This window comes from Geomonas ferrireducens, from assembly GCF_004917065.1.
In the GTDB taxonomy this organism is placed as follows: domain Bacteria; phylum Desulfobacterota; class Desulfuromonadia; order Geobacterales; family Geobacteraceae; genus Geomonas; species Geomonas ferrireducens.
The window spans coordinates 413,691-430,965 of the sequence record NZ_SSYA01000002.1 but is presented as its reverse complement, the minus strand read 5'-3'; the positions used below and the strand labels follow the sequence as shown (position 1 = coordinate 430,965).

Genomic DNA, 17,275 nt, shown 5'->3' with positions numbered 1-17,275 from the left:
CCGGCACTTAACTAAAAAGGAGGGCACGACCAATGGAAATCACCCTTGCCTTTGATGTCTACGGAACTCTGATCGACACGCACGGCGTCATCGTCGCGCTGGAAAAGATCATCAGCGACAGGGCGGCCGGCTTCTCGCGCACCTGGCGGGAGAAACAGCTTGAATATTCCTTCCGCCGCGGCCTCATGCAGAACTACGAGACCTTCGCCGTCTGCACGAGGGACGCCCTCAACTACACGGACGCCTTCTACAAAACCGCACTGACCGAAGCAGAAAAGGACGACCTGCTGGCCCTTTACCGGGTGCTCCCAACCTATGACGACGTGGAACCCGGCTTGCAGCGCGCTAAGGACGCCGGTTTCAGGATGTACGCCTTTTCCAACGGCAGTGCCGCAGCGGTGGAAACGCTCCTCACCCACGCAGGCATCCGCCAATACTTCATCGACGTGGTCAGCGTGGACGAGGTGAAGTCCTTCAAGCCTAATCCCGGGGTCTACGCCCACTTTCTACGCCGGTCCGGCGCAACCGGCTCAAGCGCCTGGCTCGTCTCCGGCAACCCCTTCGACGTGATCGGCGCCATCTCTGCAGGCATGAACGGCGCATGGGTGAAGCGCTCGCCGGACGCACTCTACGACCCGTGGGGGATCGAGCCGACTCTCACCGTGTCATCACTCGCCGACCTCGCCGACAGGCTTATAAACATCGCCTCGTAGCACCCAGATACGCTATTGACGTCCGACCTGCCGGACCTGAAAGGGAGAATCCTTATGTGCCTCATCATCATCGACATCCAGAACGATTATTTCGCGGGCGGCACCATGGAACTGGTTGGCATGCCGGAGGCCGCAGCTAATGCGCGCCTGCTGCTCGACGCCTACCGCGCGGCCGGGCTCCCGGTAATCCACGTACAGCATCTGGCCGCACGTCCCGACGCCACCTTTTTTATTCCCGGAACGCCAGGAGCCGAGATCAACCAGATCGTCGCCCCCATTGCATCTGAGCCCGTCGTCGTAAAGCATTTTCCCAACTCCTTCAGGGATACAGGGCTCCTCGACCTCCTCAAATCGAAACAGATCACCAATCTGGCCATCTGCGGGGCAATGAGCCACATGTGCATCGACACCACGGTCCGCGCCGCGTTCGACCTGGGCTTTACCTGCACCTTGGCGGCCGACGCCTGCGCCACCCGCAACCTCACCTTTGAGGGTCGGGTAGTACCGGCGGCCGACGTTCACGCCGCATATATGGCGGCGCTGTCGCTTCCCTTTGCACGCGTCACGACCACGGCGACGATCATCGAAGAGCTCAAACGCCTTTAGCCGGGTACGTTAATCCGGGGCTATCGCAGTCTCATGAAATGAATCGGAGCAAAAAGCTCATTTTCAGGTTATTATTAACCGACAAGAAAGAAAAACTCTGCCTCACCGACTTCATCGATAGACGGTGCACGGCAGTAACATTGGCGGACTGTTTGTGAGCTACCTCAACCATTCCTATAAGCGTGTCAGGATCATCGATCTCACCTTTTCATCGGCCTTGCTGCTTCTCGCAGCGATGCTGGTACTTGCCTATCACATCAGGATAGAAGTGGCACAGTCGAACAGACTGACGGAACACACCTACGAAGTGATCATGTCGGTCGACCAGCTCAACAACTCACTGCTTCAGGCGGAAAGCAGCAGGCGCGGTTATGTCCTGACAGGGAACCAGCAGGAGAAGGCGCGTTGTCTCTCCTTTTCCCAGAGAACGGAAGACAACTTCCAGGAGCTGAAAAAGTTGACACTGGACAACGGCTCGCAGCAGGGGCGATTGAACCGGCTGCAGGAGTACATGAACCGCAAGCTGACCATCTTCCGCCTCTCCATGAACGCCTACGACAGAAAAGGCTTCGATCCCGAATCGCAGGCCCAGTTCACCGAGGAAGGTTCCACCCTCATGGGTTACCTGCGCAACGGCATTCAGGATATCAAGACCCATGAGAAGGGGCTGCTTGCCGTGCGGCGCGCCGAGGAGCAGACCTCACTCATGGTCCTCACCATGGTGATCCTGTCCGGGATGCTCATATCGTTCATCCTTTTGAGCCTGAGCTACTACATCGCGCGCAGGGAGACGCGCAATCATATTCTTGCCGCCGATGAACTCGAATCCGCAAACAGGGACATCTCCGACCTGAGCAACATGACACAGCTGTTACAGACATGCTCCGATTTCGAAGAGGCTCGCTCCATACTCGCCGGCTACGGGAACAAGTTCTTCAGTGGGGATTCCGGCGGCATTTACCTGATCAACTCATCGAGAACACTTATGGCGGACGTGGCGGTCTGGGGCAACATGGAACAGGCCCCCTTCTCTCCGGATCAGTGCTGGGCCTTGCGCCTGGGACAGCCGCACCTCTCCGCGAAGGAAACGGATGTGAGATGTCAGCACGTGGCGACTAAGGAAGGCGCCCATCTCTGCATCCCCCTTTCGGCACACCACGAGACCTTGGGCACCCTCGATCTGCATCACCCAAAAGAGATGACTGCGGCAGAGCTCGAAAAACTCAGGGCAAAGGCAACGTCCTTTGCCGAACAGGTGGCCCTCGCAATCCGGAGCCTGCAGCTGCGCGAACAGTTGAGGGAACTCTCTATTCGTGACCCGCTCACCGGTTTGTTGAACCGGCGCCACATGGAGGAATCCCTGTTGCGCGAGATCAGCCGCGCCACCAGGACGAAGCAGCCGCTCAGCGTGCTGATGATGGACGTGGACCACTTCAAACATTTCAACGACACTTATGGGCATGAGGCTGGGGACCACGTTTTGAAGGAGTTCGGGCACCTGCTGCAGAATCAGGTCCGGGAGAGCGACATCGCCTGCCGCTTTGGAGGCGAGGAGTTCACCCTCATCCTGCCTGAGGCCGACTGCGACACGGCCTCAGACATCGGCAACCGGATCAGAAGCGCGGTGATGGATTTACAGCTGGTGGTGGGAAGGCAGCCTCTTGGGCGAGTCACCATCTCGGGAGGGATCGCGGTGTTCCCGGAGGATGGGGACACCATTCAGCAGCTCCTGGCGCGCTCCGACGAGGCGCTTTACGACGCCAAGAAAAACGGCCGCAACCGCATCGAAGGAAGCTGTGCGGCCGCGGCCGTTGCGGCAAAGGGAAAGGCTGACAAGTAGAGGGCGAGCCCCTACCAGGTCTGCGTCACGGTATCGGGGGTAACCACAAACGCGGCGCGCAGCCACCCGAACTTCGACTTCATCAGATCGTACTCCTCTCCCGAGGTCAGAAAGGCAGCCTTGCCACGGATCAGGAACCCGGCGCCCGGCCCGTGCAACCCCTGCACCTTGCTGCTCCCGACGGTGATGAGGACTTCCGGGTTGAATGCGACATTGGCTTCGGTTTTCTGCATGTAGCCCGCGGGGATCAGCAGGTGCCCGTCGGCGGTCACCCGGATGTAGCTGTTCCAGGTATTCACCATGTGCGGCCCGTCCTCACCCAGCGTGGCTATGGCGACAACTCCATCCTGCTTCAGGATCTCAAGCAATTTTTCTGCAACCATTTTGTTTCTCCTTAGTTGTTATGCGGGCATGACGCCCGTTGATTCATGGATACCACCATGTTCATCCTAAGTGACAATACTCCGCTTCCCTTCTATAAGCAGCTCTACAACCAGATCAGGGAGAAGATCCTCGCCGGCAGCCTCGCGCCGGACCAGAAACTCCCCTCGGTCAGGGATCTGGCTGCGGAACTTTCCACCAGCCGCAACACGGTAGACGCAGCGTACCAGGAGCTCTACTCCGAAGGTTTCATCTACAGCCGCGAACGTAGCGGGTATTTCGTATCGCCTCTCGAGCGGGGTTTCGCCTCAGCGCTCCCCTACCCTTCACCCCGCCGTTCCCACTCCGGGAAACCCGATCAGCTGCGTTACGACTTTCACCCGGCACGCCTTGCGCCTGGGACTTTCCCCGTGGCGCAGTGGCGCAACTGCTACCTCGAGGCGCTGCGAGATTGCGCCGATTCTCTCACCACCTACACGGACCCGCAGGGAGATTGGGCGCTGCGGACGAACCTGCGCGAGTACCTGGAGCGGTCACGCGGCGTCATCTGCGACGAGGCGCAGATCATCATCACCTCGGGGCTGCAGCACGGCCTGGAGCTTTTATGCCGCGTGATGCGGGAACGTCGTCCGGCGGTCGCTCTGGAAGAGCCGGGCTACCACCTGCCGAGGGCGGTGTTCGCGAACAACGGTTACCAACTGCACCAGGTCGCGACGCTCCCCTCCGGTATCGACATCGACCATCTCAGATCGACCGGAAGCGGCATCGTATATGTCACTCCGTCGCACCAGCTACCCTTGGGGCACGTGATGCCCGTCGCCAATCGCCTCAAGCTGATCGAGTGGGCGCAAACGGGGGACAACCTCATCCTCGAAGACGACTATGACAGCGAACTGCGCTACCACGGCAAGCCGATCTCGTCGTTGCAGGGGCTGCGTCCCGACGGCAACATCGTCTACCTCGGCACCTTTTCCAAGGTGCTCTCGCCGACCCTGCGCCTGAGCTACATGGTGCTGCCGCGCCCCCTGCTTCCCGCCTACCGGGCACACTTTGGAAACTACTTCTCCACGGTGCCGCTGCTGGAGCAAAGGTGCATGGCTAAATTCATGGAGCAGGGGTACTGGGAGCGCCATGTGCGGCGCATGAGGACGCTGTACCAGCAAAAACACGACCTGCTCCTCGCCGCGATCGGGCGGGAGTTCGGCGCAGACGGCGTGGTGCTCGGGGCCGACGCCGGTCTGCACGTGGTACTGCGCCTTGTTTCCGAGAACCCGGGAGAGGCCGAGATCCTGCACCGGGCCAAGGGCAGCGGGATGCGACTGGTCCCATTCTCGCAGATGTGCGCCGGAGACCCGCCTGCAGAGACCCACCTGCTTTTAGGCTTTGGCGGGTTGCTTCCGGAACGGATCGATGAAGGGGTTGCCCTGCTTCGTACACTGTGTAAGGGAAGATAACTAAAACTCAAAAACGGCAACAGGTGCAGTTTTCAACTAAATCATGGGGGCAGTAGATACAGATACGCCTTCCCTTTTCCTACAACGCTTGCTGCGTGACGACATCCCCAATGGTACAATCGTGCAGGTTTCTATCTCTAAGCCAATCAGGGGGGGGGGCGAAGCATGGCTTTACTGCGCAGGACCATCGCATGGGCGCTGCTTGTGACGGTAGCAGCATCGACACAAATGGCATGGGCGGCCGGGAAGAGCACAAGTAGTTCAGGCGCAATCGAGCGGGGACGCTATCTCGTGAGGATCGGCGGCTGCAATGACTGTCATACGAGCGGCTATGCCATGACCGCCGGTAAGGTTGCCGAAGAGCAGTGGCTGACCGGCGACCGGCTAGGGTGGAGGGGGCCATGGGGCACCACGTACCCCGCGAACCTCAGAAACTTCATGGCGCAGATGACGGAAAAGCAGTGGCTCAGTTTCGCTAGTACCATTGAGACCAAGCCACCCATGCCATGGTACGACGTGCGCGCCATGTCCAGCGAGGACCTGCGGGCCATCTACCGCTACGTCAAGGCGTCCGGCCCCAGGGGCGAGGCGGCCCCGGCGTATCTCCCTCCCGAGCAGGAGCCCCAGGGTCCCTTCATCCTCTTCCCGCAACCGCCAAAGTGATCTCTGGTTAGGCGGGAGCTGCACCTGCAGCTCCTGCCGCCTTCCCCACCCCGCTCCAGCGGAAAACCCTTCCTCACCCGTATTCTCGTTGACTTGGCGCAGCCGACCGGTGTATTAGAGTAAAAATTTTAATGTTTGGATGAACAACAACGAGCTTCCGGAGCATGTCATGACCGCATCATCACAAGGTTCCCTGCGCCAGGTGCTGGGGCTACCAGTCATCGTCGCCGCCTTAGGCTATTTCGTCGATATCTACGATCTCGTGCTCTTCAGCATCGTGAGGGTGCCGAGCCTGAAGGGGATCGGTCTCGCCGGGCAGGAGCTGATCGACAAAGGGGTCTTCCTGCTGAACATGCAGATGGCGGGGATGCTGCTGGGGGGAATTCTCTGGGGGATCCTCGGGGACCGCAAGGGACGCCTGAAGATCATGTTCGGCTCGATCTTCATCTATTCCCTCGCCAACCTCGCCAATGGCATGGTCGGCTCCATCGAGGCCTACGCGGCACTGCGATTTCTGGCCGGCGTCGGTCTGGCGGGCGAACTGGGCGCCGGCATCACCCTGGTATCCGAGGTGCTGCACCGCTCCATCCGCGGCTACGGCACCATGATTGTCGCCACCGTCGGGGTCTCCGGGGCGATCCTCGCCAACTTCGTCGCCAGGGAGTTCGACTGGCGCAGCGCCTTCGTCATCGGCGGCGTACTGGGCCTCATGCTGCTCGTACTGCGGCTTTCCGTCGCCGAGTCCGGCATGTTCAAGGGGATGGAAGGGGCCTCGGTTTCCAAGGGAAACTTCCTCGCCCTCTTCACTTCACGCGACCGCTTCGGGCGCTTCCTGCACTCCATCCTGATCGGGCTCCCCTCCTGGTTCGTGGTCGGCGTGCTGATCACCTTCTCGCCGGAATTCGCCAAGGCACTCGCCGTGCAGGGGAACGTGAACGCGGGGAACGCGGTGATGTACTGCTACCTAGGCCTGGTAGGAGGAGACCTCGTGAGCGGCGTCCTGAGCCAGTTGATGAAAAGCCGCAAGAAGGTGGTGCTCCTGTTCCTGCTGCTCACCGTCTTAGGAGTGGCAGTCTATTTCAATGCCCTTGGCGTTAGTGCCGGTGCCTTCTACGGGATCTGCTGCCTGCTCGGCTTCGGCATCGGTTACTGGGCCATCTTCGTAACCGTGGCAGCGGAGCAGTTCGGCACCAATCTCCGTGCGACCGTCGCCACCACGGTCCCCAACTTCGTGCGCGGCATGACCATCCCCATCACCATGCTCTTCCAGGTGGCAAGAAAGAGTATGGGACTGGAGGCAGGCGCCATCGCCGTCGGGGTGGCGACGCTTGCCATCGCACTCTTCTCTTTGTCGCGCCTGCAGGAGACCTTCCACAAGGATCTCGATTATTTCGAAGAGTTCATTTAGACCAAAAGACTTAACGCAAAGACGCAAAGGCGCGGAGGCGCGAAGAGAACCGGATACATGGTAGAACCAAGAGTCAGGTCTTTATCTTTGCGCCTTTGCGGCTCTGCGTCTTTGCGTTGATGCCTTTTGTTTTTGGACAATAGACTTCCGCGCACCTAGGAGTTCCCCAGCACATGCACGAGGACAACAGCCGCCACACGCTGCGCACTTCGCTCATCACCGCCATCGCTCCCTGCATCTGGGGCAGCACCTACTTGGTCACGACGCAGATGCTGCCGCCCAACCACCCCCTGACCGCGGCTCTTTTACGCGTACTCCCCATCGGTGTGATCATGATCGCAGTGCAGCGTCGAGCTCCTGAGGGGCATTGGTGGGGACGGCTGCTCTTTTTGGGGCTTCTGAACATCGGCGTATTCCAGGCGCTGCTCTTCATCGCCGCTTACCGGCTTCCCGGCGGCGTGGCCGCGACGGTGATAGCAACCCAGCCACTGGGAGTGATCCTGCTCTCCCGCCCACTACTCGGCAGCCGCCCTGTGCGCCTGGCTTGGATTGCAGCGGCTATCGGTGTGGTGGGAGTTGCCCTCTTGGTGCTCACCCCGGCCGCACGGCTGGACGGCGTCGGCATAGCGGCCGCGCTCTCCGGCGCCGTCTGTATGGCCCTAGGCACCGTACTCACCAAGCGCTGGGCGGCGACGCCCCTCCCCATCGCCTCATTCACCGGGTGGCAACTGGTCTTCGGCGGACTTTTCCTGCTCCCCTTCGCGCTACTCTTCGAGGAACCGATCACGCACCTCACCGCCATGAACGTCATGGGATACGCCTACCTCGGCATCTTCGGGACGGGGATCACCTACATGATCTTCTTCTGGGGGATAAGGCGGCTGCAGCCGTCGGCGGTCTCCCTGCTCGGGCTCTTAAGCCCGGTCATGGCGACTCTGCTCGGCTTTCTCGTGCTGGGGCAGCGGCTTACCCCGCTGCAATTGCTGGGAGGTGGACTGGTCCTGTGGAGCATCTGGGCGGGACAGCAGCCGGCGTCGGAGCGACGCTAGGACAGCTCGAGGAGGAAGGATTCGATCTCGGCAAGGGTGGGAAGTGCGGCACGGCCGCCCAAGGCGCGCGTGTTGAGAGCTCCGGCGGCACTTGCCATGCAGGCGGAATCACGCAGGGCATAGCCGCGGGCCAAGGCAAAAAGGAAGGCGCCGTGGTAGGCATCCCCCGCTCCGGTCGTATCGATCACGTGTTCGACCGGGAAAGCGATCTGGTGGAACTGTTCACCGCCCCTGGCGGCGACGTGGCTTCCGCCGGTGCCGCAGGTAACGGCGACGATGCTTGGGCCCGCTTCAACGAGGGCGAGTGCCGCCTTCCCGGGATCGGCTGCACCGGTGAAAGCAGTGGCGTAGTCGTGGGCCACGATGCAGATGTCCACGAGCGGCATCAGCTCGCGGTGCATCGGCTGGAAACGGTGTGAGCCGCCGTCGAAGGAGACCCTCACCCCTGCCTCCCGCGCGACGTGCGCCGCGCGCAGCGAGGCATCCCAGTGGCGGCCGTTCAGGTGCAGAATGCGGGCTGCTCGGATCGCATCCACCGGGAGGTATGCGGCATCTAGCTCGCCGCAGTCGCCCGGGGCGAAGGTGATGGCCCGGGCGCCGTCGCGCCGCCGGACCAGGATACTCGCCTGCGATGAGCTCTTCCCCTGCGCTATTGCGATGCCGGAAGTATCCACCCCTTCGCGGCCGAACTCCTCGAGGATCATCCTGCCAAAGAGATCGTCTCCCAGCCGGTCGAGCATGGCCGTTTTCGCCCCCAGTCGTGCCAGGGCGACCAGCGCCGTTGCCACCGGCCCTCCGCCCGCCACCGCCGTCGCATGCGCCTTCTGCACCAGCTCACCACCCGGCAGCTCATCAACCACCATCAGGAGATCGATGGTGGAGACGCCGAGGCCGACAATGTCGTATTTCATAGCGGCACCCCTTCACATAGCATCTCGCAGATTGGTGGCATCTGTTAAACACCTCCCCCTGGAGGGGGGAGGCCGGGAGGGGGGAAGTAGTCATGAGCGAGACGCTACGCGCCCCCTCCCTGTCCCTCCCCCTACGGGGGCGGGGACGCCACTGCGACCGTACTCACCTTTGAACGCGACGCACTATACGGCTACTGGGACGGCAAGTAAAGGGCTCGTCGTGTCAGATGCAGAAATCGGCCAGATCTTTCCCCTGCGCGCCAGCCCGATCGATCTTCTCCAGCACGTCGGCAAGCGTCGTGCCGTCGAGAATCCTGGCCATCTCGTCGCGCACGTCCTTCATCACGAGCCTGATGCCGCAGGTGAGCTCACTGCCGCACTCGGTGCATCTGGCATAGGCCATCTCGCTCACGCAGGGGACCGGGGCGAGCGGCCCATCCATGAGGCGGATCGCCTGGCCGAAGGTGATCTTCTCGGGCGGCCGTCCAAGCGAGTAGCCACCTCCCCTTCCCTTTCTGCTTTGCAGCACCCCCGCGTTTTTCAGGTTGAGCAGGATGTTCTCCAGGAACTTCTTCGGAATCCTCTCTTCGCGCGCGAGGTCGGCAATCAGGATCGGTCCCTGCTCGTAGCGTCGCGCCAGGTAGATAAGCGCTTTCAGTCCGTATTTGGTTTTCTTTGAAATCATGCAAGTATTCCTGTCAGATCTTCAGGCCGAGTACCGGCCAGACAAACACCACCGACCCCATGAAGAGGAGCCACGACACGGCCATGACCACGCCTCCCGCCACGATGATGTCGCGGCTTTTGAGGTAGCCGGATGCATAGGCGATGGCGGTGGCAGGCGTCCCCATGGGGAGGCAGTAAGCGAGCCCTGCGGGGAGCGCGATGGAAAGGGTCATCACCTTGGGGTCCATCCCCGTGGTCTGGCACAGCCCCATCCCGACCGGCATCAGGATGGCGACCACGGCGGCGTGGCTGATGCACTCGGTCACTAGGATCGCTACCAGCGAGATCACCGCGATCACAGCAAGCGGCGCGTGCGCGTGGTCCCCCATCCCCTTTTTCACCACCCAAACCGCTGCCCCGGTTTTTTCCAGTGCGGAGGCGAGCGCTATGGTGCCGCCGTACATCAGGATGATCCCCCAGTTGACGTACTCCTCGATTTTCTGCCAGGAAACGACCCGGAAGGTGAACAGCGCGGCAGCGCCTATGATGGCGATGGCTGCAAGTCCTGTCTTCTCGCCGAGGAACATCCAGCAGGCAACCGTCCCCACCATGACGAGCGCGGTGAGGATCTCGTCGCCGCTGATCTTTCCCATTTCCAGGCGTTTGCCGTTCAGGAATTTAAGTCCCACTTCAACGTCGTCGATGTCAGAAGGGAAGAACCTCAAAAGGATCACGAAGCCGAGCACGAGGAGCGGCAGGACGATCATGCAGGCGGCGGTGGACCATTCCACGAAGGAGAAGTGAAGTCCGGTGGACTCCTTCAGAAGTCCGGCCGCGAGCGGTGCGCGGGCGCCTCCGAGGAAGGTGGCGATGCCGCCGATGATGCATCCCCACGCCATGGACATGAAAAGGAGCCGCCCGAAACTGCTCTTCCCTTTCTCGAGGCGTAGCGCAGTGGCGAGTTCCGTCACCACCGGGAAGAGCATGGCGGCGACGGCGTGCTCGCTCATGATGAAGGAGAGGAAGGCGGACAAAAGAAACACGGTCAGGGCAAGCCTTGTCGGGGTCCGGCCGAAGCGGGCGAGCATGGCCCTGGCGAGACGGGCCGAGATGCCGGTGCCGGTCATGGCGGCGGCAAGGATGAAGGCCCCGAGGATGAAGAAGACGGATTCGTTCCCGAACATCGAGTAGGTCTTCTTCGCGTCCATGATGCCGAGAAGCGGGAGCATGACCATGGACAAGAGGGCGGTGACCGCAATGGGGAGCAGTCCGGAAATCCAGAAGAAGACCGTGGCGCCGAAAAGAACCAGCGCCCGGTAACCTTCCACGGAGAGTCCCTCGGGAGGAGTCAGGCGAACCAGCACGGCGATGACCAGGGCCACGACAGCCATGACCTGGTAGCGCGCTGTGCGGTCCAGCAGGATGAGCCACATGGGGCGGTTGTCGATCTTGAGCGGTTTTTCGAGGAGGTGGTTATTTTCCATTGGTGCGGTGTGCCCTCTTGCGGATCTATTTATGACAGGGACTTACAGTCCGGACGATTCGAAAGATTCTGCCACTTCCTTCACGCGCAGCAAGCGCCTGAGGTCGGAGGTAGCCAGGAGGCGACGGTCTTCGACGCTGTCGATGAAGCCGCGCAGGATCCCCTTACGCGCGGCCGGCGCCAAGGGAGTGATCAGATAAATGAGCGGCAGCAGCGGCTTGACCAGCACCTTTTTCTTCTGCCAGGCGGACTGCAGGTAGCCGAACAGCTGGGTGAGCTCTTTTTCGGCGCCCCCGGCAGCGTCTCCCGACAGCTCGACCAGCGGGACGATGCCGGCCTCAAGCAGGGCATCGATCCCCGCTTTTATGGCGGCGGGAGATTCCCGGGCCGCGGCGAGGGTTGAGACAACGGACCACTTGGGGAATATGGTGCGGGCGTATGCCAGGGCCTTACCCCGCTCTTCATGCTTGCCCCCCTCGCCTGCTGCGTGTGCGCGCCGGTCAGCGCGCAGCGGGATATCGAGAATATCGATGCCGGCGGCATAGGCGCGGTCGATCATCTGCGGCGTCGCGGCGAAGTCGAGCCTGCCGGTGAGACGCGCATTGAAGTTCTTCTTGATGAGACGGGCGAGGTTCTCGCCGTTGCCGAAGCGGTCCCGCTCCCCGAAGGTGAGGTGAAACAGGGCGGCGTTGCTCTGGTAATGACTCTCGTACAGGGTCTCTATGGTCTGGCGCTCGGGAAGGTTGCCACCTATGAAGAAAACGTTCTCCTCCCGCCGCAGTTCATCCGGAGAAAACGGAGAAGTTCGGGCTGCCAGCTCCCGTATTTTTTTCTCGTCTATCCTCATGGCCCCTCCCCTACCGTCGATTCGAAAAGCGCAAAGCACACCTGAGCGTGCAATTTTAGGCAAGATACTTTATTCAACCAATTCGGTCAACAAAAATAAATACATTGCCTACAGCATAAGTAGAGTATTCAAATATCGTAGAATATCGCCATCTTACCACCAAACAATGCGTGCAGATCGAGACAGCCGCACGGAAACTGCAGGTTCTAGCGTCGCGCACCGCAGGCCTGAGCCCATTCTCATTGACTTGCCGTCACGGACGCGCTATAGAAACAGAGATTTTGCAAGCCATCACAAGAGGATATCCATCCGCCGTCCCCGATAACCGATACTTGGAACCGAGGTGTCAAATGCATGCTTTTAGATTGTTCCTGATCACCCTACTGCTTGCATGGCCGCTTTCCCTGCATGCCGCTACCGGCACGCTGCAGGCGCAGTCGAGGATCACGGCGGTCACGGTTTTCTCCGACCGCGCCCAGGTTACCCGTCATGCGGCCCTCACCCTCAGGCCGGGGATGAACCTGGTGAACTTCGACGACATGCCGCAGCTCATGATGGAAGAGTCGCTCAGGGCCGAGGGAAAGGGATCCGGCCGCGCGCGCATCGCCGGCATCTCGGTGAAAAAGGTCTTTCTGGACCGGACCCGTGAAAAGCGGGTGCGCGAACTTGAGGACGAGATCGTGCAGCTAACCCGAAAGGTTGAGAGCATCGAGGCGCGCCGCAAGGCGCTCGCGGCGCAGAAGGCGTTCGTCGACTCGATCCGGGTCGGCTATGGAGAAAGGATCTCGAAGGAGATCGGCGCAGGAAAGCCGATCACCGGCGAACTCGACCAGGCGATGCGCTTCGTCGGTGAGAACACCGGCAAGATCGAAGAGAAAATCTACGACACGGAAGCGGAAAAGCGTCCCCTGCAGGACCGCATCGCCGCCCTTAAAAAAGAGCTGGAGCAGAACCGGACGGACGGAATGAAGGAGGTGCGCTCGGTTCAGGTCGCGATCGAGGCCGAGCGCGAGATGAAGTTCGACATGGAGCTCAGCTACCTGGTGCCGCAGGCGACATGGACCCCGACCTACGACGTGCGGCTCGCCCCGGACGGTAAAGAGGCGGAGCTTGTCTATCGCGCGCAGATTTGGCAGATGACCGGTGAAGACTGGCCCGGGGTGAAGCTTACCCTATCCACCGCGAGCCCCGCCTCCGGCGGTGGCGCACCCGAGCTTTTCCCGTGGCGCGTTTCTTTCTACGAGCCGCCACGCCCCATTCCGTACCTGCCACGCGCCAAGATGGAGATGGCTGCGCCCGCGTACGGCGCGGCCCCGGCGGCACCCGCCGAGGACCGGATGCAGCAGACGGAGTTCAGTGCGGCCCAGGTGGCACAGGGTCAGACCTCGGTGCAGTTCGAGGTGGTGCAGCCTGTGGACGTTACCGCCGACAGCAGCCACGCGCAGAGCGTGATAGCGATAGAAAAGCTCCCGGTCAGCGTCGGCTACGAGACGGTGCCCAAACTCTCGCCGCGGGCCTATCTCAAATCCACCGTCACCAACCGCAGCACCTATCCCCTTCTTGCCGGCGAGATCAACATCTTCAACGACGCCGTCTTCGTGGGCAAAAGCCAGTTGAAAACGGTCGCTTCCGGCGAGGATTTCGACCTTTACTTCGGCAGCGATGACCAGGTGAAGGTGAAGCGCGAAGTGGCAAGGGTGAAGAAAAAAGGCGGCCTCATCGCCGACAGCAGCGTCACTTATCACGTCGACATCGAGCTGCAGAATTTCAAGAGCCGACCGGTTTCCGTGGAACTAAAAGACCAGAAGCCGCTGCCGGGGAACGCCGAGATTGCGGTCAAAGTTGAAGAACTAACACTGAAACCGGCGGAGACCAAGGAAGACGGCACCATTATTTGGAAACTCGAGCTTGCACCGCGCGAGAAGCGGAAGGTCTCCTACGACATCGTCATCGACTACCCGAAGGGGCGCGACCTGGTCGGGCTCGAGTAGGGTTCGTCCGGCAATCCCGTTAGTCTCGAAGAGTGAGCGGGTATCACGTTCCCCCCTTTGCGAAGGGGGAGCTTGCCCCCCGTAGCAGCCTCCGCGAAGGGGGAGCCTGCCCCCCGTAGCGGCCTCTGCGAAGGGGGGACAGGGGGGATTTGCCTTAGCTGAATCAGATAAGCATCAGCTGAGGCACCCCCGCGTCCATCCCCCGCAACCGCTATCCCACTACCGTTTGGAAAGGACATCATGAAATCTTTGATGCTTGCCGTCGTCACCCTCTTCTGTCTGGCAACCACCGCGCAGGCGGCCAAATTTGATACCAGGTTCACCTACTCCACCATCGAGACCGCTCACTTCGCCATCCACTACCACCAAGGACTGGAGGCTGCGGCGCAAAAGGCCGCTCGCCTGGCCGAGGAGGCACACGAAAAGCTCACCCATGAATTCAAGTGGCAACCAGCGGAAAAGACCCAGGTGATCCTGATCGACGACAGCGACTTCACCAACGGGCTCGCCATCACCATCCCGTACAACACGATCTACCTGCAGGTGGTCCCCCCTTCACTCGCCTCCACGCTCGGGGAGTACGACGACTGGATGAGGACGCTGATCACGCACGAGTACGCCCACATCCTATCCGCCGACCCGGCGCGCGGCTACTCCAAGGTGACCCGCGCCATTTTCGGCAAACCGCTTCCCTGGATGGATCCCATCGCCGTGGTCATGTTCCTTGCGACGGCCCCGCCCAACACCTTCATGCCGCGCTGGTGGCACGAGGGGATGGCAACCTGGGCCGAGACGAAGTACACCGGCCAGGGGCGCGGCAAGGGGAGCTACTACGACATGATCTTCCGTGCGGCCGTAGCGGAAAACAACCTCCCGGGCGTGGACCAGATCAACGGCGATGTGCCTTTCTGGCCCGCGGGGAGCCTCCCCTACATCTACGGCTACCGCCTGCAACGCTACATCGCCGAGACCTACGGCCAGGACGCGGCGGGAACGCTCACCCAGGCCCATGCCGGGCGTATCCCCTACACCATCAGCGCGCCTGCCAAGAGGAACTTCAACGGCAATAGCTATCGGGATGTGTACGAGGATATGCTCGTGGCGCTGAGAAAGGAGCAAAGCGCAAGAATCGCTGTCCTCTCCCAGAAGCCCTTCACGACGCTGTCCCGCATCAGCGACGAAGGTGAAAACCTCACCTACCCGCGCTTTTCCCCGGATGGAAGTCGCATCGCATTCACAAGGCGCGACCCGCACGACCACACCTCGATCGTGGTGACCGATGCCACCGGCCGGCGCGTGCTGGCAAGCTTCAGGCGCCAGTTCTCCGACGGGAGCCTCAGTTGGTCACCGGACGGCAAACGCATCTACTTCACCCAAGCCGAGATCACACGGGGCTTCGACCTGTACCAGGACCTCTACGTCCACGACCTCGACCATGACCGCACCGACCGACTCACCAAGGGTGAGCGCCTCGGCGAAGTGCAGCTCTCCCCGGACGGAAAACTCTTTGCCGCCGTGCAAAGCGGCTCCGGGAGCCAAAATCTCGTCCTCTTCGAGAACCTGGCGGGACTGGAAAAACCGAAACCTTCCACGGTGACGCGTTACCAGGGGGAGCGGGTTTCCGCTCCGCGCTGGTCGCCCGACGGCCGCACGCTCAGCTACATCCGGACCGACAATTACGGCCGGAGTTCACTCATGATTTATGACCTCGGCCGGAAATCCGAGAGCGTCCTGCTAAGCGCGGGGAACTCCCTCGCCTACCCCGTCTGGGCGCCCGACGGCGCGGTCGTCTATTACATCTCGGACGAGACCGGGGTCTTCAACGTCTTTGCCTATGATCTCAAGGCGCGCAAGAGCTACCAGGTGAGTCACCTGCTGACCGGCGCCCTGCAGCCTGAGCCTTCTCCCGACGGAAGCCGCATGCTGATCGCGCACTACACCTCACACGGTTTCAGGATCGCGGCATTCAACTTGGAGCGCTCCGACTGGAGTGAAAGCCGCGGCCCCTCACTGCCGCTTACCCGCGCCCTCCCCACTTCTCCCGCATCGGAGCCGACCGCACCCGAAGGCGCCACTTCCGATACTGCGGCAACACAGGCTGGGACAGCCCAGCCGACGACTGTCCAGACTGCCACCTCTCAAACTCCGGCGCTGCTCCCCTCCGCCTCATACACGCCGCTGAAGACGATCGCACCTCGCTTCTGGCTGCCGCGCTTCTACGCCGACGGCGAGGGGGTCGCCATCGGCGCCTATACCGCTGGAAGCGATGCGCTCGGCTACCACACCTACGCCGTAAGCGGCGCCTACAGTGAAGGCCGCAAACGCGGCTACGGGAGCCTTATCTACCAAAACGACTCGTTCTATCCGACCTTCACCCTCCGGGCGCACAACGAACCGTTTCTGTACGGGGACCTTTACCAGACGGGCAACGACTACTACGAACTGAACCGCGGGGTGTCCGTCGAGGCCGCCGTCCCCCTGAACCGGCTGGAATCGCGCTACCGCCTGCGGGCCGGCTATGAACTTCTCGACCAGAAGGCGCTGAGCGACGTGGCTGACGACGGCACCTTCCATGGCGTCCCCGTCTTTCAGGGGCGCAGGGACAACCTCTTCGCCGGAATCGACTTCGACGACGTGCTTAAGTACCCCTATTCGATCAGCTCCGAGGAAGGGAGAAGGGTTTCGCTTTTGTACCGCCGCTTCGACAAAGGGTTCGGGAGCGACATCAACCTCTCGGAGTACAGCGCGACCTGGCAGGAGTACCTGCATCTGCCGATTCGGCAACCGGGGAACCAGGTGCTCTATCTGCGCCTGGCCGGTGCCTTCGCCGATGGCGACCTTCAGTACGGCCAGCAGGCCTTCCAGTTGGGCGGCGCACCGTCCGACCTCAACCCGTACCCGCTGCGCGGCTATCCGCTCCGTTCCATGACCGGCAAGTACGTGGCAACGGGAACCATCGAGTACCGTGCGCCGATCATGTACCCATTCTCCGGCCCCGGCACCGTTCCCGCCTTCGCAGAAAAGCTGCACACCGCTCTCTTCGTAGACGCAGGCCAGGTTTGGGGCGGCCTGCGCCCCTTCGCAGCAGACGAAACCAGAGTCGGCGCCGGTGTCGAGTTGCGCGCCGATCTGACTATCGGCTACTGGGCCAAGGTCACCCCTGCGATAGGATTCGCTCACGGGTTCAACAAGAACGGCGAAGATCAGATATACTTCGCGCTGTACTTGGGGCTCTAAAGAGAGACACCGGGCCCCTCAAACCA

General features: G+C 61.4%; 14 protein-coding genes. 9 read left to right on the top strand and 5 right to left on the bottom strand.

What is annotated here, in order from left to right; genetic code table 11:
* Positions 1–32: 32 nt before the first annotated feature.
* The 3 genes from E8L22_RS10720 (at position 33) to E8L22_RS10710 (ending at position 3,159) form a co-directional block, all read left to right on the top strand.
* A complete protein-coding gene (locus E8L22_RS10720; RefSeq protein ID WP_136525175.1) occupies positions 33–713 on the top strand; it encodes a haloacid dehalogenase type II in 681 nt (226 codons plus the stop codon).
* A 54-nt stretch (positions 714–767) separates the two neighbouring features.
* Positions 768–1,319 carry a cysteine hydrolase family protein gene (locus E8L22_RS10715; protein ID WP_246044616.1) on the top strand — a complete coding sequence of 184 codons (552 nt, stop codon included), beginning with the start codon at positions 768–770 and terminating at the stop codon, positions 1,317–1,319.
* Positions 1,320–1,473: 154 nt separating this feature from the next.
* Positions 1,474–3,159: a sensor domain-containing diguanylate cyclase gene (locus tag E8L22_RS10710; protein ID WP_136525174.1), complete on the top strand. Its 1,686-nt coding sequence runs from the start codon at positions 1,474–1,476 to the stop codon at positions 3,157–3,159.
* Between the two features lie 11 nt (positions 3,160–3,170).
* Here the strand turns inward: E8L22_RS10710 and E8L22_RS10705 are convergent, their stop codons facing one another.
* Positions 3,171–3,542 carry a pyridoxamine 5'-phosphate oxidase family protein gene (locus tag E8L22_RS10705; protein ID WP_136525173.1) on the bottom strand — a complete coding sequence of 124 codons (372 nt, stop codon included), beginning with the start codon at positions 3,540–3,542 and terminating at the stop codon, positions 3,171–3,173.
* 57 nt (positions 3,543–3,599) lie between these two features.
* Here E8L22_RS10705 and pdxR point away from each other — a divergent pair, with 57 nt between their 5' ends.
* From pdxR to E8L22_RS10685, 4 genes are all read left to right on the top strand, one after another.
* On the top strand, positions 3,600–4,994 hold the full coding sequence (gene pdxR, locus E8L22_RS10700; RefSeq protein ID WP_136525172.1) for a MocR-like pyridoxine biosynthesis transcription factor PdxR: 1,395 nt from the start codon (positions 3,600–3,602) through the stop codon (positions 4,992–4,994).
* 165 nt (positions 4,995–5,159) lie between these two features.
* The gene (locus tag E8L22_RS10695; RefSeq protein WP_136525171.1) at positions 5,160–5,657 is read left to right on the top strand and encodes a cytochrome C; all 498 of its coding nucleotides are present in this window, start codon (positions 5,160–5,162) and stop codon (positions 5,655–5,657) included.
* A gap of 169 nt (positions 5,658–5,826) precedes the next feature.
* Positions 5,827–7,065: an MFS transporter gene (locus E8L22_RS10690; protein WP_136525170.1), complete on the top strand. Its 1,239-nt coding sequence runs from the start codon at positions 5,827–5,829 to the stop codon at positions 7,063–7,065.
* A gap of 173 nt (positions 7,066–7,238) precedes the next feature.
* Positions 7,239–8,114, top strand: coding sequence for an EamA family transporter (locus E8L22_RS10685; protein WP_136525169.1), 876 nt, complete (start codon positions 7,239–7,241; stop codon positions 8,112–8,114).
* Here E8L22_RS10685 and E8L22_RS10680 read toward each other — a convergent pair.
* The 4 genes from E8L22_RS10680 to E8L22_RS10665 form a co-directional block, all read right to left on the bottom strand.
* Positions 8,111–9,025 (bottom strand): carbohydrate kinase family protein, encoded by a 915-nt coding sequence (locus tag E8L22_RS10680; protein WP_136525168.1) that lies wholly within the window; start codon positions 9,023–9,025, stop codon positions 8,111–8,113. The genes E8L22_RS10685 and E8L22_RS10680 overlap by 4 nt on opposite strands.
* Before the next feature lie 223 nt (positions 9,026–9,248).
* On the bottom strand, positions 9,249–9,710 hold the full coding sequence (locus E8L22_RS10675; RefSeq protein ID WP_136525167.1) for an RrF2 family transcriptional regulator: 462 nt from the start codon (positions 9,708–9,710) through the stop codon (positions 9,249–9,251).
* Between the two features lie 13 nt (positions 9,711–9,723).
* A complete protein-coding gene (locus E8L22_RS10670; protein WP_136525166.1) occupies positions 9,724–11,175 on the bottom strand; it encodes an SLC13 family permease in 1,452 nt (483 codons plus the stop codon).
* A gap of 42 nt (positions 11,176–11,217) precedes the next feature.
* The gene (locus E8L22_RS10665; protein WP_136525165.1) at positions 11,218–12,021 is read right to left on the bottom strand and encodes a hypothetical protein; all 804 of its coding nucleotides are present in this window, start codon (positions 12,019–12,021) and stop codon (positions 11,218–11,220) included.
* A 350-nt stretch (positions 12,022–12,371) separates the two neighbouring features.
* On the opposite strand from E8L22_RS10665, the gene E8L22_RS10660 reads away from it, so the two are divergent.
* Positions 12,372–14,012 carry a mucoidy inhibitor MuiA family protein gene (locus tag E8L22_RS10660; RefSeq protein WP_136525164.1) on the top strand — a complete coding sequence of 547 codons (1,641 nt, stop codon included), beginning with the start codon at positions 12,372–12,374 and terminating at the stop codon, positions 14,010–14,012.
* Between the two features lie 240 nt (positions 14,013–14,252).
* Positions 14,253–17,249: a BamA/TamA family outer membrane protein gene (locus E8L22_RS10655; RefSeq protein ID WP_136525163.1), complete on the top strand. Its 2,997-nt coding sequence runs from the start codon at positions 14,253–14,255 to the stop codon at positions 17,247–17,249.
* Positions 17,250–17,275: the final 26 nt, after the last annotated feature.